Consider the following 18,599-nt stretch of genomic DNA (forward strand, 5'->3'; position numbering starts at 1 on the left):
TGGTGGGGAAGTTGTGAGCTGTGTAGAGGTTCAAGCCAGCGCGCCTAATGCCCCGGCTAGACGAACAGATGCCATCTGCAGCTTTTCGTCGGAAGTCGCGTAAGACAGGCGCATAAAGCCCGGCATGCCGAAGCCTGAGCCTGGAACAATCGCAACGCCTTTTTCTAGCAAGTAGCCCGCCAGCACTACATCGCTATCGATGCGTGTGCCCTCGGGCGTTTTCTTGCCTATGAAGGCACGAACGTCAGGAAAGAGGTAAAACGCCCCTTCCGGCTTTGGCGTATATAGACCATCAATAGTCGAGAACTTCTCGAGCAGATAGTCCCGACGCCTTTGAAAAACATCGCGACGGAGTGCAATCTCTTCCTGTGGCCCGTTCAGCGCAGCTGTTGCAGCCGCTTGCGAGATTGACGACGTGTGCGAGTTGATTTGCATCTGCACCTTGGTCATCGCATCGATAAGAGGACGCGGCCCACAGGCATAGCCAACCCGCCACCCTGTCATCGCATAGGCTTTGGAAACACCATTTACAGTCAGGATTCGGTCGGCGAGGTCTGGCGCAATGCTGGCGAGCGTTACGAACACACGTCCGTCAAAGAGAATGTGCTCATAAATGTCGTCGACAAGAATGAAAAAGGACTTGTTAGGGCAGCGACGTATCACCTCAGCAAATTTCAGTAGCTGCTCTTTGGTGTAAGCCGTACCGCTTGGGTTGCTGGGTGAATTCAGTACTAGCCACTTGGTCTTGTTGTTCAGCGCCTCTTCAAGAGCTTCAACGGTAAGGGCATATCCCTGTTCTGGAGTCGTTTGAATGGGGTGCAGTACGCCTCCATTCATGCTGACGATGTCAGCATACGATGCCCAATAAGGCGTAGGAATCGCGACCTCGTCACCAGGGTTAAGCGTCGCCAAGAACGCTTGATAGATGACTTGCTTACCGCCACAGCCGACGCTAATTTCTGAGAGAGCGCAAGAAATGCCGTTCTCACGTTTGAACTTGGCCAAGATGGCTTCGCGCAACGGAACAGTGCCATTTATAGGCGTATACCGAGTTTGCCCATCAGTTATGGCTTGAACTGCAGCCTCACATACATGGGCTGGCGTAGGGAAGTCCGGCTCACCCAACGTCATGTCGACGACGCTTTGTCCTGCCGCAATTGCTTGGCGTGTTCGCTCAGCCATGACTTGTATCGGTGATGGCTGCAGCTTGTCGATGACTTTCGAGTACATGGTTGTCCGTTGACTGAGAAGAAGACATCAGCATAAGATTCAACAATCTCATGCTCAATTGAGTTTTCATTCAATATGAAGAACACCCTTGGCCCTCAAACACCGACGTTGCGGCAGCTCGAGCTCTTTCTTTCTCTTTCGGGGTCTGACGGCATCGCGGGAGCTGGTGCAAAAATCGGGATGACCCCGTCCGCAACGAGTCATGTGCTCCGGTCACTTGAATCTGCACTTGGCACTTCACTCATCGACCGCAACGCGTCAACTGTCGAGCTAACGCACGCAGGCAAGCAAATCCTTCCTCACGTAAGGGACCTCTTCGCCGCGATGCACCTAATCCAGTCCACAGCGACTGCTAGCGCGGGACTCCACAGTGGTGTACTTCGCATCGGGTCATTTGGTGCAAGCTCGTCGTTGAAGCTGTTGCCACCTTTGCTGGAGGCGTTTCGGCGACGTCATCCGGGTATCGAGGTGTACGTGACTGAGAAGCCCGATGCCGCGATTGAGCAGGACCTCATTGAGCGGAAGATAGAAATCGGAGTCGTGACGTTGCCAAAGGCTCGCTTCGACACGCTCCCACTAGCCATCGACGAGTTGGTTGCAGTGCTTCCCGCTGAGCACGAGTTGGCAAAAGATGAAACTGTTGGCCTAAAGGCCTTGGCGGCCTACCCGCTTATCCTGACGCATGCGGGGTCCCAGAGTCTGGTCGCAAGAATGTTCGAGAAGGCAGGTGTGCACGCCCACGTAACACATGAGTTATCGCAACTGCTTTCCATTCTTGGGTTTGTTGCTAGTGGACAAGGTGTGTCAGTCGTTGCATCGCTCGCTCTTCCCGAGCAATATCCTGGAGTTGTCTATCGTCGAATCACATCAGGCCTGTCGCGAAGAGTTGGTTTGGCATGTCTAAACGACCGCAGGCTCTCTCCTGCCGCGAGCGCTTTGTGGCAGCAAGCACAAGCGGGGGCAATGAAAAAGCTTAGAAACGTAGCACCAGGCTCTCGGTAGCACTCGGCGCCTCAACGTATGCTGGAAAAGTTAATCGGGCTCCAGCCTGATACGTGTCTTTCTGACAATGCCGACAAATGCCGCGGCAGCGGGTGAGAGCTTTTCAAAGCTAAGAGCAGCCAAGGCAATTTTTCGGCGATACCGAGGCTTCAGGCTTCTGTAAACAACGCCTGGGGGAGGCTCCGGCAAAGCAAAACGTGCAGCAATCGTGAGCGCGCTTCCCTGCGCAACAAAGCCAATCGTGGAAGAGAGTTGTTCGAATTGGAAAAGAGTCTTAGGCACTGCTCTCTCTTTTGCCAAAAACGCTTCAACCCTAGGACCTGAGCCAGCAGAGGTGTGAATGAACGGCTGTCCGTGAAAGTCGCCTGCGCTGATGGCTGGATAGGATGCAAGACGATGCGTAGACGGCAGAACTGCTACCAATTCATCCTCCGCCAGAGGCAAGCAGTCAAAGCGTGCATCCGGCAAGACAACAAACCCAAGCTCAACTCGACGCTCCAAAAGCCACTGTGTCACAACGCTATCAATAGCTTCCTCAATTTGCACTTCTACAAGCGGATGAGCCTCCTGGAAGCGCGCCATGAACTTGGGCAGCAAGCGAAGTGATGAGCCTGCACCAAACGATGCAATGCGCAAGGTGCCCCGTGCGATGCCGCGCTCAGCGAAAGCTTCTTGTTGCAGCGCTTCTTTCTGCTGAAGGATGTCATTGGCTCTGATGAGCAGTTGTGCCCCGACATCAGTCAAAGTGCTAGTAGCGCCTTCGCGGTTTAGTAGAACTACCCCCAACTCACTTTCTAACTGCTTAATGGCATGGCTCACACCACTCTGAGTGATGCCCAAAACGCCTGCGGCACGCGAGAAGCTAGCCACCTTGGCTAGGACTGAGAAGACTTCCAGTTGAGTGAATGTCATGATTCTTCAATCAACCAACAATCAGTTTCAGGGACAGAGCGGGCAGACACCGCTCTAGTTCGAGAGCAGCCGGGCAAGCACCGCTTCGCAGGCACCAATCTCTGATTTGAGAATGAATTCGTCAGCGGTATGCGCCTGAGCTATATCACCAGGACCACACACAACTGTGGGTATACCTTGGGCTTGATAGAGCCCGCCTTCGGTCGTGTAGGCAACGTGTCCACCTAGGTTTCCACCCGCCTTGACGATGCGAGTCACGATATCGTCCGTACTGTTTTCAGGTACCAGTGCTGGAACCTCAGTGCGACGCTCTAACTTGATTCGTGAAGACTGGACTCTTGATTGCATCTCATCTTGAAGAGCGCGAGCACGAAGATGGATAGGGTTCAGAACCATTTCCGGTTCAACGCCTGGTAGGTACCGGAGGTCGAAATCGAACTCTGCCTCCTCGGGAATAACATTAGTTGCTGTTCCAGAGTGAATGCGGCAGGTTGCCATTGTCGAATAGGGAACGTAGAAGCCCTCATCACGGTTACTCGTCTGCAAATGCAGCGCTTGCCCTGATATTTCGGCAACCAATCGTGCAGCCACTTCGGCGGCATTCACGCCAAGGCCGGCGGTCGAGGAATGCGCAGCTTGGCCCTGGACAGTGCATCGCCAAGAATGCCTACCTTTGTGTGCCCTCACCACTTTCATACTGGTGGGCTCGCCAACAATACAGGCTGCAGGACGAATTCCTTCATTAGCCAAATCACGAAGTAGACCGCGCACACCTAGGCAGCCAATTTCTTCGTCGTATGTGAAGGCCACATGAAGTGGCAACGATAGCGTCCGGGCATCTATACGCTCGACCACAGCCAACACCGCAGCCAAGTACCCCTTCATGTCACATACACCACGCCCATAAAGGCGGTCCACTTCCTCTGTCACGGCGAAGGGAGCACGCGACCAGTTCTGCCCACTCACGGGGACAACATCAGTGTGTCCCGAAAGCATAATGCCCCCTTCCTTGGAGGTACCGAGTCGAGCGTACAAGTTGGCTCGCTTTCCATCGGCACTATGCGTGTAACGAACTTCAAAACCTCTGGCCGACAGAAATGCCTCAACCTGCTCAAGCAATGCTAGGTTTGATTCACTTCCTGAGACGGTCTGGTACTGGACTAGGTCATGCAGCCAACGAAGTGCTTGAGGAGAGCATGTTTCGGTTGTTGCTTGCATCATGCTTCCAAGGAAATCTTTGCAACCTGAGCCACTTCCTTCCACTTGGCCAGCTCTTTTCTCAAGTCGTTTGCGAACTCTTCGGAAGTGCTTCCCAGTGGGACTGAGCCCAGCTCCTCAATGCGTGCACGTGCCAAAGGCTGAGCCAGCGCCGCTGCGACAGCCTGCTGGAGCTTTTGCACGAGTTGCGGCGATGTTCCCTTCGGCGCGACCAGCCCGAACCACGCGGGGCCATTGAGCACCTCCAGCCCAGCCTCAGCAAAGGTAGGCACATCTGGAAGTTGCGCCGTTCTTGTCGGCCAAGCGACAGCCATTGCTTTCAGTTTTCCCGCCTTGATATGCGGCAGGGAATTTGGGAGGTTGTCGCACAGCACCTTCACATGACCAGCGACTGTGTCAGCGAGAGCTGGGCCTCCACCGCGATATGGGATATGAGTCATCCAGCCCTTGGTGGATTGCTTGAATAGCTCACCCTGTTGAATCACAACGAAAACTGGGCCATTTTTGGGGTGGATCACACTGAAAATTGAGCCACGTTGACGGCTACGCTGCTGAATTTTTCAGCAAGGTGGTCAGGAGTGATCAACGTGAGCACATTGAGTAAATTGCGCCGCCTCGTGCTGAGGGATGGCGTATCGGTGCGGGAGGCCAGCCGGCGGCTGGGGATCTCGCGCAACACGGCCAGCAAGTGGCTGTCTGAGCCCGAAATGCGGGAGCCGAAGTACCCCGTGCGGGTGAAGGCGCAGGGCGTACTGACGCCTTATGAGGACACCTTGGCCCGCTGGCTCAAGGCCGACCAGCACCGTAACAAGCGCGAGCGCCGAGGCATCAAGGCCATGTTCGAGGCCTTGCGCGCCATGGGCTACGGCGGCAGCCGTGGGCCGGTCTACAGCTTTGCCAAGCAGTGGCGTCTGGCGCAGGACCACAGCGCCCGAGGGGCAGGCTTTGTGCCCCTGTCCTTTGAATTGGGCGAGGCGTTCCAGTTTGACTGGAGCACCGAGTACGCGTTCATTGGCGGACTGCGCCGGCGCCTGGAGGTGGCGCACACCAAGCTGGCGGCCAGCCGGGCGTTTATGCTGTCGGCGTTCCACAGCCAGGCGCACGAGATGCTGTTTGAGGCCCATGCCCGGGCCTTTGCGGTGCTGGGCGGGGTGGCCAAGCGGGGTATCTACGACAACATGAAGACGGCAGTGGACAAGGTGGGCGCGGGCAAGCAGCGCAGCGTCAACGCCCGCTTCGAGGCGATGACCGGTCACTACCTCTTTGATCCCGAGTTCTGCAACCGCGCAGCGGGCTGGGAGAAGGGCATCGTGGAGAAGAACGTGCAGGACCGCCGGCGTGGCATCTGGCGTGAAGCCAGCGAGCGACGCTGGGCCAGCCTGAGCGAGCTCAACGCCTGGCTGCAGCAGGCGTGCGTGGACGCCTGGAGCGAGTTGCGCCACCCCGAGTGGCACGAGCTCACGGTGGCCGAGGTGTGGCAGGACGAGAGGCTGCGCCTGACGCCGAACCCGCGTCCCTTCGATGGCTATGTGGAGGACCCGGTGCGGGTGACCTCGACCTCGCTGATCCACTTCCAGCGCAACCGCTACAGCGTGCCGTGCGAATGGGTGCATGCGGTGGTCAGCCTGCGGGCGTACCACGACCGGCTGCTGGTGGTGGGCCCCAAGGGCCACAGTGTGACGCTGCAGCGCTGCTTCGATCGTGACCAGACGATCTACGACTGGACCCACTACATTGCCCTGATCGAGCGCAAGCCCGGGGCGCTGCGTAATGGCGCACCGTTCAAGACCATGCCCGAGCCGCTGCGACTGCTGCAAGACCAGTTGCTGCGTCATGCGGGCGGTGATCGGGTGATGGCCCAGGTGCTCAGCGCGGTGACCGCCCACGGGCTGGAGGCGGTGCTGGTGGCGGTGGAGCTGGCCCTGCAGTCCGGGCGGGTCAGCGCCGAGCACGTACTCAATGTGCTGTCGCGCTTGAAAGAACCCGAGCTGCGGGTGGAGCCGGCGACCACGTCCGTTGACCTGAAGACACCCTCACAGGCCGATCTGAAGCGCTACGACCGGCTGCGCCAGCCCAAGGAGGTGCGCCATGCTTGAACTGGTCACCGACTTCAAGGCACTCGGTCTGCACGGCATGGCCAGTGCCTGGCCGGAGGTGCTGGGCACGGCACGCATCAAGGCGATGGACCACGAGGCGGTGCTGCGCCAGCTCATCAAGGCCGAGATGGCGCAGCGCGAGGTGCGCTCCATGGCCTACCAGATGCGCGTGGCCCGCTTCCCCTCGCACCGGGACCTGGCGGGGTTTGACTTTGCCCAGGCGCATGTGCAGGAGGCACAGGTGCGAGAGCTGCACACCCTGCGCTTTACCGAATCCGCGCACAACGTGGTCTTCGTCGGAGGTCCCGGAACGGGCAAGACGCACCTGGCCACCAGCCTGGGCATCGAGGCGATTCGGGTCCATGGCAAGCGGGTGCGCTTCTTCTCGACGGTGGAGCTGGTCAACGCGCTGGAGTTGGAGAAGGCCCAGAACAAGGCTGGGCAGTTGGCCCACCGGCTGATGTACGTGGATCTGGTGATCCTGGACGAGATGGGCTATCTGCCCTTCACGCAGTCGGGTGGCGCCTTGCTGTTCCACCTGCTGTCCAAACTCTACGAGCGAACTAGCGTGGTCATCACCACCAACCTGAACTTCTCGGAGTGGAGCACCGTCTTTGGCGACGCCAAGATGACAACGGCGTTGCTGGACCGGCTGACCCACCACTGCCACATCGTGGAGAGCGGCAACGAGAGCTGGCGCTTCAAGCATTCCAGTGCCGCTGCGGGGATCACCAAAACCGCACGGGCCAAAGCCCAGAAAGGAGCCGATCAAACGACCCAGCCGTTAGACTTATCCACAACCAACTGACAAAACATCCTTAAAACTAGTGGCTCAATATTCGGCGTGAACACTGGCTCAGTTTGTACGGTGAATCAACAGCCCGGGTTGCAGCAAGCCGAGAACCTATGGATTTTGTTGGACAAAAGGCATGTTGATAGCGGAAGTAGGACTTTGCGAAAGCGGCATAGGGCTCAGCCATAGGTGTCGGCTCGCTGTCATCGGCAGACTCCCACGTGCTGAAGACTGCACGCAGTGCCCCATTTTTGCCTTTGAGCTTTATGTGGTTCGTCACATCCCACTTCATCTCGTCGAACGGGAGGTCAGCCCCTAAAGCTGTCAATTCGTCACGACACATGGCAACGAACGCCACCAGATTTTTCTCAGCACTGAGTTCGCGACGTGGCTTGAATAGAACCAAGTTAGACATCCTTGGTCTCCTCGCTGGCTTCTACAGGGAGCAACTTTGTCTCTTCACTTGCCTTAACAGCGGGATTTTTTTTCTCCTCGCAAAGCCGAATCACTGCGGCAACGGCAAAGATAGTCCGGTCATTGATAGACGCAATTCGCTTGTCTGTGGTTTGAAGCTGCCTGTCACGGTTTTCAAGAAGGTGTGCCAAGACGCCTTCGTGTGGCCCATCAACCCATGCTTCGAAGCTTGAGCACGTGTAGCAAGCAATGGGAGCATTGAAACCACAGAAACCGTGTTTCCCACAGTCCCCCATAGGTGCACCGCTGCGGTCGACACGCAAGTCGATAATGCGATTTGAGGTGTCAACGCCCAACCCATCCACCAATTTCCCAGCAAACGCCTGGGCCAAAGGCGCAATTCCCATTGCAATTACTCGGTCGATTCGGTCGATGATTGCTGGAGAGCTGGCTGTATACACCTGAACATTCTGGGTATCACTGTGGTCAAGGAGGGCTGCGATTTCGAGCTCGCTGTAGCCTTCCTCTGCCGCCCGCGTCCCTGTCGTTCTTCGGAAGCGTGTTGGAGTAATGCTCATCACCTCTCCCGTACGCTCTGAGACGACCGACAGCCCCTCAAGCACGGTGGTGATAGTCTTTCCAATATCCAGCGCAGTCCGGTGAAATTCGAATCCGTTAGTACCACCCGCCGAGCGCTTTGTCGGAAACAAAGGAGCCTGCATTGGGTCCACCAAACGGCCCTCAAATTGCTTGCATACACCTTCAGCATAAGCTACAAGAATTTCGCCAAACTGCTCAAGGAGAGAGCGCTCTTTCAGTTCTGCACGGGCGTTCTTAGTGCGTTTCTTGGCGCGAGGCATGTGTATCGAGTACTTAAGTGCCCCCTCAGCATTTCTCTTAACCCGTACATCGCAGACCTTTAGGGCTGCGTATTGCTGATTTCGCTGACCCAGCAAAATGTACAACCAAGCCAAGACGTAGTCTTCTTCAGACACTGACCCGCAGGCATAGGCTTGGTTCAACGCGGCGTGAAGGCCCTCCATCTCGTTGGTTGTGAATGGACCATCTATGGGGTCCCAGGTCAGCACAGCTATACCTTTTCGATTTCCCTTAAGTCGCAGCTGCTTCAGCAGTAAATCCACGCCCTCATCAACACCGGGATAACCCAGCTGAATCCATTTCCTCAGAAATCCGGCGAGAGTTCCGAGATACCAACCTGTCGACTCGTCAAGGCCCGCACGGTAATTGAGTAGGCTCACATCACTGATACTTGAGAGCTGACTCGGCGTCATACGAATGAAGTGCTGGAATCGCTGAAAAAGATTCCTCATATGAGCGGATGAATTGTTCTCGGCGTACCAAGACAGCACTCTTTTCGCACTCTCACGTAACTCATCTGAAATGTTCGTCAGCTGACTAAAGTTCAGACTCACGTCTGTCACGTCATCACGAAATGCCCAGATATCAGCACTGGCGTCAAACTCAATACCAGACTTGGTGCGCACCGGTCCTAGCGTACTCAAAGGACGGGCGGGGAGATTCTCAGTGGTAGGCAAGTCTTTTTTCATCAGTTTTTCTTATCTGTGGGCTTGAACGATTTGGCTTGCAGCGCTAGTGAGGCTTCATTGCTCTTTCGTTCGATATGCCTCTTCGTATAGTGACCGGCCATCCTCGATTGAGGGGACCAACCCATCGCCTGGCGCCGCATCCTTTCCTCATCCTCTGATGACACACCCTTTGTGTCCATTAGCTCGGAGAAATCGTCGTTCCAGGTGTGACGCAGCACATGAGGCGAAAGGTCATTAGTTAGTCCAGGCACCTTCGTCCGTAGCTCTCTGAAAAGCTTGTTGAGGGCCGGCTTTGACAGTGCTGCACCTGTACCGTTGGCCACAAAAAGGTAAGGATGGCGTCGCGCGCCCTTGATGCTCGAACGCGAACCCTTTTTATCCTTGCTCTTCCCAATGATGTAATCACGCGTAAGGTCCATTAACCCAGGACTAAGGGCTAAGAGCCTGCTTCTTGTCTTAACCAGTGGAGCGTTCCCGCGCTCATCCTCTGGGTTATCTGGTCGGCGGGTGATGACAACTTCTCCTTTGCGGAGATTGACGTCATCGACATAGACCCCCAGAAGTTCACCATTCCGAATACCAAGCAGAAGCAGCCACATGAAAATGAGCTGATTCCTAAGGCGAACATGCCTGCCCTTCCAAGGGTTTTCTGGGCTATCAGGGTTTATGACCTCTAGTATTCGGGCGCGCACCTCAGCACTGACACCTTGTCGGCCACCGGCGTCATGGTCGCGACCAGGGATGCGTGCATTCAGTTGGCCTACCACAGTCTCAGTCGCTACATTCAAAGCACGGAAGTGCTCGTGACCAACATCAAGCTTCAAGCGTCTGCCTGCGCTTAGCCATTCAATGTACTTGCGGATATATATGAGTCGAGTGGCCTTCGTTTCAGACTCGACTCGCTTTGAAGCTCTAGCTGAGGTGCGCATACGCGCTCTTTCAAGCGAAACAACACGAGACGCTGCCTGCGACTTTTTTTTGTTTCCTAGGAGTGCGTCAAGCTCTTCTTGCTTCAGCCCTGCCAAATTCACAAGCTCATCTACTTCACTCAACGAGAGAAGCTTTCCTTGCTCTAGGCGCTGATTCAGGTCGATACCCAAGTAACGAAAAACCTGCAGGCCGACCATCACGGCTCTAGCCGCATGCGCAATCGTGTTGGTCGCCAAACTGGTAGAGCGCAGCGCCGTCAGGATGAACAGCGTCACATCCCAGACTGGCACTCCAGTTTCTTCGCTTAGTAGCAGCGGAAGCCGCTCACCAGACTCCAAACGTATCGTTCTGACTTGATAGCCTACTGACATGTTTACATTTCCTCAAAGGTAGTCGATAAGTACACACTATCGGCCTTCGAAAAAAATGTTAACAAAGAAAAAGGCCCGTAGATTCGTCATCTCGGGCCTCTTGTTTACAAATCAGGAAAGGTAGGCTCTAGAACGGGATGTCGTCATCCATGTCGTCAAACCCCGAAGCTGCGCGCTGGGGAGGAGGAGCCATGGGTGCAGGAGCAGGACGCTGCTGCATGGGTGCCGGTGCGGGGCGCTGCTGCATAGGAGCGGGAGCCTGACGGCGGGGTGCTTCGTAGCTGCTTTCGCCATAGCCATCATCGCTGCCGTAGCCGCCTTGCTGCTGACCACCACCCTGGCGGCTGCCCAGCATCTGCATGGCATCAGCACGGATTTCGGTGGCGTAGCGTTCCTGGCCGGAGGCCTGGTCGGTCCACTTGCGGGTGCGCAGGCTGCCTTCCACATAGACCTGGCTGCCTTTGCGCAGGTACTGGCCCACGATTTCGGCCAGTTTGCCGTTGAAGACCACACGGTGCCACTCGGTGGCTTCGCGGTTTTCTCCGGTGTTCTTGTCGCGCCAGCGGTCTGTGGTGGCGATGGTCACATTGGCCACCTGATCGCCGCTGGGGAAGGTGCGCATTTCGGGGTCACGACCCAGATTGCCGACGATGATGACTTTGTTGACGGATGCCATAGAGATACCTTTTCAAAAAGTGGCCCGGGCTATTGGGAGAGGTCCCGAACCAATGAACCTCGTATTCTGCCCCAAGCCAGCCATGAGGAGCACGGGATTGCCCTATATCCCATCACGGCGATACATGGTGCCCCAGCAGGAAAGGGGCCACTGCGCGCGAGCAGCCGAGCAAGGGCAGCCCCGCTGCGAGGGCTGCGTCCCCTCCGCGTAGCAGAGAGGGGGAAGGCGGGGCCGCCTAGGCGCACAGCGCCTCAGGGGGTGTTGCTGTAAGTCAGTGACGCCCCACCGGGCGCAGCGGCCAGGTCACGACCAGCCACAGGGCAACAAGCACAGCCGTCATGATGAACAAGCCCGGCACGCCCGCAAATTTGGCGACTGCACCACCGACAGCGCCACCGACAAACAGGCCCAGCGACTGCAACGTGTTGTAGGCGCCCAATGCCGCGCCACGCAGCGGCGCCGGAGCCATGCGCGAGACCAGACTTGGCTGGGTGGCTTCAAGAGCATTGAAACCGCAGAAAAACAGAAACATCAGCAGCGCCATGCACCAGACCGTCGGAATGGTGCCGCTGGCGGCCAGCATGCCCAGACCGATCTGCACAACCAGTACCAGGCCAATGGCTCCCAGCAAGGCCTTGCGCAGCTTGCCCTTGCGCTCCATGGAAAACAGCAGGCCCATGGCCAGAAAGGACAGCAGCACGGCCGGCAGATAGATATGCCAGTGCTGCTCCTTGGCCAGACCTGCCTGCACCAGCATGGCCGGCACGGCCACCCACATGGACATCTGCACGGTATGCAGAATGAAGACGCCAAAATTCAGGCGCAGCAGATCGGACTGGCCCAGCAGCTCGCTGAACCTGCCCTTGGGCGCATCGGCATGCTGCCTGGGCTCGGGCGGCACCACCCACAGCACCACGGCAATGCCGGCCAGCGCCAGCGCGCAGGTCAGGCCGAAGATGCCGGACAGGCCGATCCAGGCATTGAGCAGCGGCGCCAGCACCAGCGCCAGTGCAAACATCAGGCCGATGCTGCCGCCGACCATGGCCATGGCCTTGGTACGCACGCCATCGCGCGTCAGATCGGCCAGCAGGGCCGTGACGGCGGCAGACACGGCGCCTGCGCCCTGAATGGCACGCCCCGCCATCAGGCCGGTCAGCGAGTCGGCCATGGCCGCAATCAGGCTGCCCGCCGCAAACACCAGCAGGCCGGCGACGATGACACGCTTGCGGCCGATACGGTCGGAGGCCAGGCCGATAGGCAACTGGAACAGGGCCTGGGTCAGGCCATACAGGCCCATGGCCAGGCCGATCATGGCCGGGTCGTCACCGCCCGGGTATTTGCGTGCCTCCAGCATGAAGACGGGCAGCACCAGGAACAGGCCCAGCATGCGCAGCGCAAAGATCAGCGCCAGGGCGCCGCTGGAGCGGCGTTCCTGGGAGGTCATGGTGGAAGAGGATTTGTCCGTGCCCTGCGTGCCCGCGCTGGGGGAGGTATTGATTTTTTTCACGCTCAGATTTTGCCAAGAGTCAAAGTCTTATGCCCAGGTTAACTAAACCACTGCCGGGCAAAAGAGAGGAAATAAAACCGTAGATTGTCCGTGAACCTGAATCATCTAGTCACGCGCAAGCCCGTCTGACTATCATGGAGAGTTTTCCCCGTCTGGAGCGCCCGTGTCCCTGAAGCCTGATTCGCCCTCTGAAGTCCATGATGACAGCCTCTATCTGGGCCGTTCTCTGGCGCAGACACGTATCGCCATTCGCGGCGCACGCACGCACAACCTCAAGAACATCGACCTGGACATTCCTCGCAACCAGCTGGTTGTGATCACCGGCCTGTCGGGCTCGGGCAAGTCCAGCCTGGCCTTCGATACCTTGTACGCCGAAGGCCAGCGCCGTTACGTGGAGAGTCTCTCGGCCTATGCACGCCAGTTTCTGGGCCGCCTGGACAAACCCGATGTCGATCTGATCGAGGGCCTGTCGCCCGCCATTTCCATCGAGCAAAAGGCCACCAGCCACAACCCGCGCTCCACCGTGGGCACGGTGACCGAGATCAACGACTATCTGCGCCTGCTCTACGCCCGTGCCGGCACGCCGTTCTGTCCCGACCACAATCTGCCGCTGCAGGCCCAGACCATCAGCCAGATGGTGGACAGCGTGCTGCAGCTTCCCGAGGACACCAAGCTGATGATCCTCGGCCCCCTGGCGCGCGAGAAAAAGGGCGAGTTCGCCGAGCTTTTCGTGCAGCTCCAGGCCCAGGGCTATGTGCGCTTTCGCGTCGACGGGCAGATCTACGATGCCCAGTCCCTGCCCAAGCTGGAGAAGAACGAGCGCCACAACATCGATGTGGTGATAGACCGCGTCAAGGTGCGCGAAGACATCAAGCAGCGCCTGGCCGAGAGCTTTGAGGCTGCCTTGCGTGCCGGCGGTGCCGATGCCGGCGGCCGCGTCATCGCGCTGGAGATGGACGGCGGCAAGGAGCATCTGTTCAGCGCCAAGTTCGCCTGCCCGCTCTGCGACTATTCCCTGCCCGAGCTGGAGCCGCGCCTGTTTTCCTTCAACTCCCCCATGGGAGCCTGCCAGGCCTGCGACGGCCTGGGCAACAGCGAAGCCTTCGACCCCGACCGCGTCGTGCCCTTCCCGTCGCTGAGTCTGGCCAGCGGCGCCATCAAGGGCTGGGACAAGCGCAACAACTACTACTTCTCCATGCTGGAGAGCGTGGCCAAGCACTATGGCGTGAGCACCGAGACGGCGTTCGAGGAGCTGCCCGAGAAGGTGCGCGACGTGATTCTCTTTGGCTCGGGCGACGAGTCCATGGAGTTCAACTATGTTTTCGAGAGCGGCGAACGCAAGGGCGAAGCCTTTATCAAGTCGCACCCGTTCGAAGGCATCATCCCCAATATTCAGCGCCGCTTTCGCGAGACCGAATCCCAGGTGGTGCGCGACGACCTGGCCAAGCTGCGCAGCATTCGCAAATGCCCCGAATGTGAAGGCACGCGCCTGCGCCGCGAAGCGCGCTTTGTGCGCGTGGGCGATGGCGAGCAGGCTCGCTCCATCTACGAGGTCAGCCATGCCACGCTGGCCGATGCGCTGGGCTGGTTCAAGCAGCTGAGCATGGCCGGGGCCAAGGCCGAGATTGCGGACAAGATCGTGCGTGAGATCGCCTCGCGCCTGCTCTTCCTCAACGATGTGGGCCTCTCGTACCTGAGCCTGGACCGCAGCGCCGACACGCTCTCGGGCGGCGAGGCCCAGCGCATCCGCCTGGCGTCTCAGATCGGCTCGGGCCTGACGGGCGTGATGTATGTGCTGGACGAGCCCTCCATCGGCCTGCACCAGCGCGACAACGACAAGCTGATTGCCACGCTGGAGCACCTGCGCGATATCGGCAACAGCGTGATCGTGGTCGAGCATGACGAAGACATGATGCGCGCAGCCGACCAGATCATCGATATGGGTCCGGGCGCCGGCGTGCATGGCGGCCGCATCATGGCCCAGGGCAGCTATGAAGACATCAAGGCCAGCCCCGATTCGCCCACGGGCCGCTACCTGAGCGGCGTACAAAGCATTCCCGTGCCCAGGCAGCGCACCGCCTGGCTGCCCGTGCTGCGCAAGGACAGTGACGCCGAGGCCACCCAGAGCACATCGCGCTTTCCGGTCACGGCCGCCAAAAAGCGGGAATCTGCGAGCAAGGCACGCACCGACCTTCAGGCGCTGACCGTGCAAGGCGCGCGCGGCAACAACCTCAGGAACGTGACGGTGGACTTCCCCGTCGGCCTGTTCACCTGCGTGACCGGCGTTTCGGGCTCGGGCAAATCCACCCTGGTCAACGACACGCTATATGCCGAAGTGGCACGCCAGGTACACCGTGCAGGCACCGAGCCGGCTGCGCATGACGATATCGCGGGCATCGACTATTTCGACAAGGTCATCAACGTCGACCAGTCGCCCATCGGTCGCACGCCGCGCAGCAACCCGGCCACCTATACCGGCCTGTTCACGCCCATCCGCGAGCTGATGGCCGAAACCAATACCGCCAAGGAGCGCGGCTACGGCCCCGGGCGTTTCTCGTTCAATGTCTCAGGCGGGCGCTGCGAAGCCTGCCAGGGCGACGGCGTGGTCAAGGTGGAAATGCATTTTCTGCCCGATGTCTACGTGCCCTGCGACCTCTGCCACGGCCAGCGCTACAACCGCGAAACACTGGAAGTTCAGTGGAAGGGCCGGAACATCTCGCAGATTCTGGAGATGACGGTCGAAGACGCTCATGCTTTCTTCAAGGACGTGCCCAGCATTGCGCGCAAGCTGCAGACCCTGCTGGACGTGGGCCTGTCCTATATCCGCCTGGGCCAGAGCGCGACCACGCTGTCGGGTGGCGAGGCCCAGCGCGTCAAGCTCGCACAGGAACTGTCCAAGCGCGACACCGGCCGCACGCTTTACATCCTCGACGAGCCCACCACGGGCCTGCACTTTGCCGACATCGCCCTGCTTCTGAAGGTGCTGCACCAGCTGCGCGATGCGGGCAACACCATCGTCGTGATCGAGCACAACCTCGACGTCATCAAGACCGCAGACTGGCTGATCGACATGGGCCCCGAGGGTGGCTCGGGCGGCGGCCAGGTCGTGGCTCAGGGCACGCCAGAGGAAGTCGCGGCCAACCCGGCCAGCGTGACGGGCCGCTACCTCAAGCCCTATCTGGACAAGGCTCCCGCCAAATCCAGAGCCAAGTCGGCCACAAGCCAGGATTGACCAAGCACAGCCGGCCATGCAGGGCCATGGCCGGCGACACCGAGGAGAGAAGCAATGCAGAAAGATGTCTGGGATTTCGTCATCGTGGGCGCGGGCATGGCCGGTGCATCCGCCGCCTGGCAGCTGGCGCAGTCGGGTGGCGATACTCCGCCTTCCGTGCTGGTGCTGGAGCGCGAATCCCAGCCCGGCTATCACACCACCGGCCGCTCGGCCGCACTGTTTGAAGAGCATTACGGGCCCGCCCAGGTGCAGGCCCTGACCCGCGCCAGCCGCGCCTTCTACGATGCGCCACCGGCCGGTTTTGCCGAAGCACCCATCCTCACGCCGCGCGGCGTGCTTTATGTGGGCACGGCCGAGCAAAAGGATCTGGTCGACGCCGCCTATGCCGAAGCCACCATCCACTCCCCCGAGGCCCAGCGCTTGAGCGCCGAGCAACTCAAGGCCCTGGTTCCCGTACTCGACGCCGAAGTCTTGGTGGACGGCTTTCTGGACACCGGCGCACGCGACATCGATGTGCACGGCCTGCACCAGGGCTATATCCGCGGCCTGCGCCAGCGTGGCGGCGATCTGTGGTGCAACGCCGAGGTCCAGGCCATCACCCGCGTCAACGACTTCTGGCACATCGCCCTGCCCCAGGGCCGCAGCCTTCGTGCCAAGGTCATCGTCAACGCCGCCGGGGCCTGGGTGGATGTCGTGGCCGCCATGGTGGGCGCGGCTCCCATCGGCATCACGCCCAAGCGCCGCAGCGCCTTCACCTTCCCGGCCCCCGAAGGCATGGATGCCACGCACTGGCCCGCCATCATCAGCGCCGATGAAAACTGGTACATCAAGCCCGACGCCGGCCAGCTGCTGGGCTCACCCGCCAATGCAGACCCCGTGGCACCGCACGATGTGGTGCCCGAAGAGCTGGACATTGCCACCGGCATCTATCACATCGAGGAAGCCACCACGCTGCAAATCCGCCGCCCCTCGCATACCTGGGCCGGCCTGCGCAGCTTTGTCGCCGATGGCGAGCTGGTGATAGGCTGGGATGCCTCACCCACGCATGTGCCGGGCTTTTTCTGGGTTGCCGCCCAGGGCGGCTATGGCATCCAGAGCGCCGCCGGCTACAGCCTGCTGGCGCGCAATCTGCTGCTGGGGGAGACGCTGGATGCGTCGCTGACGCAGCAGAAGGTGAATGTGGGGGCGGTGTCACCTGCGCGTTGTCAGCTGGCGACTCAGAATTGAGAGCTGGTTGCGCTTTGTGGGTCTGCGCTTGATGCCGATTTGATTCGATTATTACGGCTTGCTTGATTGGCACTTAAAGGGCGGGGCTCGGCCCGCCAGCCGACCTACTTTCTGGCGTGCCAGAAAGTAGGCAAAGAACACAACCCCTGCTGCCCACGTCCCTCCGCTACGCTGCGGGCAACCTGCGTGGGCACAAGGGGCAATACCAGATAGCTTCTTTGAAAATTGATGGCTGCTACCGCAATCTAGATAAGCGTCAGAAGCAAATTTCTTCACATTGCCTTCAGTTCGCCCGCCGAGGCGAGACAGGGCCCCTGTCAACAACTCAGGCACGACACCGCAAAAGCCTAAACGCAAAAACGGCCTGCGCCCCAGAGGCACAAGCCGTTTTCAAACCTAGGCGACCTCAGGCCGCCGCCAGTCAACGCAAGATCAGTTCTCGATCTTGGCGAACTGAACAATCTTCGAGTACTTGGCAATCTCGGTGTTGATGTACTTGCCGGCATCCACCTTGGGATCGGCCACCACATTGCCGGTCTCTTCCATCTTCTTGCGGAACTCGGGCGAAGCCATGGTTTCCTCCAGCGCCTTCTTCAGCTTGGCGGCGATGGGAGCGGGCAGGCCCTTGGGAGCCATCAGCGCAAACCAGCTGTTGATGTCCACGTTCTTGAACTGGGGCAGTTCGGACAGGGCAGGAATATCGGGGGTGATGGCCGAGCGCTTGGCTTCGGTCGTACCCAGGGCCACGACCTTGCCGGCCTTGATATGGGGCAGGCCCGAGGACAGCACGAACACGCCAAACTCGATGTTGTTGCCCACCAGATCGGTGGTCAGAGGCGCCACGCCCTTGTAAGGCACATGGGTCATCTGCAGCTTGCCCTGCTCCTTGACCAGCTCGCCGGCCAGGTGCAGCGCCGTGCCCACGCCGGAGCTGCCGTAGCTGAACTTGTCGGGGTTCTTGGACACCAGGCTCACGAACTCGGCCGCGTTCTTCACGCCGGCCTTGTGCGATGCGACCAGCACCATGGGCTGGGAACCCACCAGACCGATGGGAGTGAAGTCGCCAATGTTGTACTTCACGGCCTTGTTGATGAGCCTGGCAATGGCCAGCTCATTGTTGGCGCCCACCATGATGGTGTAACCGTCGGCAGGGGCCTTGGCCACCTTCTGCGCACCGATGGCGCCACCGGCACCGCCCAGGTTTTCCACCACCACGGGCTGGCCCAGGTGCTTGGCCAGGCCGTCGGCCACCAGACGACCGACCAGGTCGGTGCTGCCACCGGCCGGGTAGCCCACGACCATGGTGATGGCCTTGCTGGGATAGTTGTCGGCGGCAATGGCAGGCACTGCCACGGCAGCGCCCAGCAGCAGGCCCGCGGCGATGGCGGTACGGCGGAGGATGTTTGTGTTCTGCATGAAACTA

Annotated in this window: 15 protein-coding genes; 5 read left to right on the forward strand and 10 right to left on the reverse strand. The window is 59.3% G+C overall.

Annotation, left to right across the window (positions count from 1 at the left end; genetic code table 11):
* Positions 1-30 precede the first annotated feature (30 nt).
* Entirely contained in the window at positions 31-1,230 is a 1,200-nt protein-coding gene (locus MPZ60_RS24870; RefSeq protein WP_242881937.1) for a pyridoxal phosphate-dependent aminotransferase, read from the reverse strand.
* A 75-nt stretch (positions 1,231-1,305) separates the two neighbouring features.
* On the opposite strand from MPZ60_RS24870, the gene MPZ60_RS24875 reads away from it, so the two are divergent.
* Entirely contained in the window at positions 1,306-2,232 is a 927-nt protein-coding gene (locus tag MPZ60_RS24875) for a LysR family transcriptional regulator (RefSeq protein WP_242881938.1), read from the forward strand.
* 30 nt (positions 2,233-2,262) lie between these two features.
* On the opposite strand, the gene MPZ60_RS24880 is transcribed toward MPZ60_RS24875, so the two are convergent.
* The 3 genes from MPZ60_RS24880 to MPZ60_RS24890 are packed head-to-tail and all read right to left on the reverse strand — an operon-like array spanning position 2,263 to position 4,880.
* Positions 2,263-3,144 carry a LysR family transcriptional regulator gene (locus MPZ60_RS24880; protein WP_242881939.1) on the reverse strand — a complete coding sequence of 294 codons (882 nt, stop codon included), beginning with the start codon at positions 3,142-3,144 and terminating at the stop codon, positions 2,263-2,265.
* Between the two features lie 54 nt (positions 3,145-3,198).
* Positions 3,199-4,365: an acetylornithine deacetylase gene (gene argE, locus MPZ60_RS24885; RefSeq protein WP_242881940.1), complete on the reverse strand. Its 1,167-nt coding sequence runs from the start codon at positions 4,363-4,365 to the stop codon at positions 3,199-3,201.
* The gene (locus tag MPZ60_RS24890; RefSeq protein WP_242881941.1) at positions 4,362-4,880 is read right to left on the reverse strand and encodes a tripartite tricarboxylate transporter substrate-binding protein; all 519 of its coding nucleotides are present in this window, start codon (positions 4,878-4,880) and stop codon (positions 4,362-4,364) included. Before MPZ60_RS24890 ends, argE begins: the two co-directional genes overlap by 4 nt.
* 69 nt (positions 4,881-4,949) lie before the next feature.
* Here MPZ60_RS24890 and istA point away from each other — a divergent pair, with 69 nt between their 5' ends.
* Together istA and istB are read left to right on the forward strand one after the other, a co-directional pair.
* Positions 4,950-6,458, forward strand: a complete 1,509-nt coding sequence (istA, locus tag MPZ60_RS24895; RefSeq protein WP_024310277.1) for an IS21-like element ISCsp4 family transposase — start codon at positions 4,950-4,952, stop codon at positions 6,456-6,458.
* Positions 6,451-7,266, forward strand: a complete 816-nt coding sequence (gene istB / locus MPZ60_RS24900; protein ID WP_015585970.1) for an IS21-like element helper ATPase IstB — start codon at positions 6,451-6,453, stop codon at positions 7,264-7,266. The genes istA and istB overlap by 8 nt, the downstream gene beginning before the upstream one ends.
* Before the next feature lie 16 nt (positions 7,267-7,282).
* Here the strand turns inward: istB and MPZ60_RS24905 are convergent, their stop codons facing one another.
* From MPZ60_RS24905 to MPZ60_RS24925, 5 genes are all read right to left on the reverse strand, one after another.
* Complete coding sequence (locus tag MPZ60_RS24905) at positions 7,283-7,666, reverse strand: hypothetical protein (RefSeq protein WP_242881942.1); 384 nt, start codon at positions 7,664-7,666, stop codon at positions 7,283-7,285.
* Positions 7,659-9,233 carry a site-specific integrase gene (locus tag MPZ60_RS24910; protein ID WP_242881943.1) on the reverse strand — a complete coding sequence of 525 codons (1,575 nt, stop codon included), beginning with the start codon at positions 9,231-9,233 and terminating at the stop codon, positions 7,659-7,661. The genes MPZ60_RS24905 and MPZ60_RS24910 overlap by 8 nt, the downstream gene beginning before the upstream one ends.
* Positions 9,233-10,534, reverse strand: a complete 1,302-nt coding sequence (locus MPZ60_RS24915) for a tyrosine-type recombinase/integrase (protein WP_003064696.1) — start codon at positions 10,532-10,534, stop codon at positions 9,233-9,235. Before MPZ60_RS24915 ends, MPZ60_RS24910 begins: the two co-directional genes overlap by 1 nt.
* A gap of 127 nt (positions 10,535-10,661) precedes the next feature.
* Entirely contained in the window at positions 10,662-11,210 is a 549-nt protein-coding gene (gene ssb / locus MPZ60_RS24920) for a single-stranded DNA-binding protein (RefSeq protein ID WP_003064700.1), read from the reverse strand.
* A gap of 271 nt (positions 11,211-11,481) precedes the next feature.
* Positions 11,482-12,654 carry an MFS transporter gene (locus MPZ60_RS24925; RefSeq protein ID WP_034351543.1) on the reverse strand — a complete coding sequence of 391 codons (1,173 nt, stop codon included), beginning with the start codon at positions 12,652-12,654 and terminating at the stop codon, positions 11,482-11,484.
* Between the two features lie 226 nt (positions 12,655-12,880).
* Between MPZ60_RS24925 and uvrA the strand changes: the two genes are divergently transcribed.
* On the forward strand, positions 12,881-15,949 hold the full coding sequence (uvrA, locus tag MPZ60_RS24930) for an excinuclease ABC subunit UvrA (RefSeq protein ID WP_034351051.1): 3,069 nt from the start codon (positions 12,881-12,883) through the stop codon (positions 15,947-15,949).
* A gap of 54 nt (positions 15,950-16,003) precedes the next feature.
* Complete coding sequence (locus tag MPZ60_RS24935) at positions 16,004-17,176, forward strand: FAD-binding oxidoreductase (protein WP_034351053.1); 1,173 nt, start codon at positions 16,004-16,006, stop codon at positions 17,174-17,176.
* 432 nt (positions 17,177-17,608) lie between these two features.
* Here MPZ60_RS24935 and MPZ60_RS24940 read toward each other — a convergent pair whose 3' ends face one another.
* Complete coding sequence (locus MPZ60_RS24940; protein WP_012840358.1) at positions 17,609-18,592, reverse strand: tripartite tricarboxylate transporter substrate binding protein; 984 nt, start codon at positions 18,590-18,592, stop codon at positions 17,609-17,611.
* Between the last annotated feature and the right edge of the window lie 7 nt (positions 18,593-18,599).

Source organism: Comamonas sp. 7D-2 (genome assembly GCF_022749555.1).
Taxonomy (GTDB): domain Bacteria; phylum Pseudomonadota; class Gammaproteobacteria; order Burkholderiales; family Burkholderiaceae_C; genus Comamonas; species Comamonas thiooxydans.

Bases quoted from the DNA above. Each gene is read 5' to 3' on its own strand.
- argE (WP_242881940.1), bottom strand. From the start codon at position 4,365: ATGATGCAAGCAACAACCGAAACATGCTCTCCTCAAGCACTTCGTTGG.
- MPZ60_RS24905 (WP_242881942.1), bottom strand. From the start codon at position 7,666: ATGTCTAACTTGGTTCTATTCAAGCCACGTCGCGAACTCAGTGCTGAG.
- MPZ60_RS24915 (WP_003064696.1), bottom strand. From the start codon at position 10,534: ATGTCAGTAGGCTATCAAGTCAGAACGATACGTTTGGAGTCTGGTGAG.
- istB (WP_015585970.1), top strand. From the start codon at position 6,451: ATGCTTGAACTGGTCACCGACTTCAAGGCACTCGGTCTGCACGGCATG.
- MPZ60_RS24880 (WP_242881939.1), bottom strand. From the start codon at position 3,144: ATGACATTCACTCAACTGGAAGTCTTCTCAGTCCTAGCCAAGGTGGCT.
- MPZ60_RS24910 (WP_242881943.1), bottom strand. From the start codon at position 9,233: ATGAAAAAAGACTTGCCTACCACTGAGAATCTCCCCGCCCGTCCTTTG.
- ssb (WP_003064700.1), bottom strand. From the start codon at position 11,210: ATGGCATCCGTCAACAAAGTCATCATCGTCGGCAATCTGGGTCGTGAC.
- MPZ60_RS24925 (WP_034351543.1), bottom strand. From the start codon at position 12,654: ATGACCTCCCAGGAACGCCGCTCCAGCGGCGCCCTGGCGCTGATCTTT.
- MPZ60_RS24940 (WP_012840358.1), bottom strand. From the start codon at position 18,592: ATGCAGAACACAAACATCCTCCGCCGTACCGCCATCGCCGCGGGCCTG.
- MPZ60_RS24875 (WP_242881938.1), top strand. From the start codon at position 1,306: ATGAAGAACACCCTTGGCCCTCAAACACCGACGTTGCGGCAGCTCGAG.
- MPZ60_RS24935 (WP_034351053.1), top strand. From the start codon at position 16,004: ATGCAGAAAGATGTCTGGGATTTCGTCATCGTGGGCGCGGGCATGGCC.
- MPZ60_RS24870 (WP_242881937.1), bottom strand. From the start codon at position 1,230: ATGTACTCGAAAGTCATCGACAAGCTGCAGCCATCACCGATACAAGTC.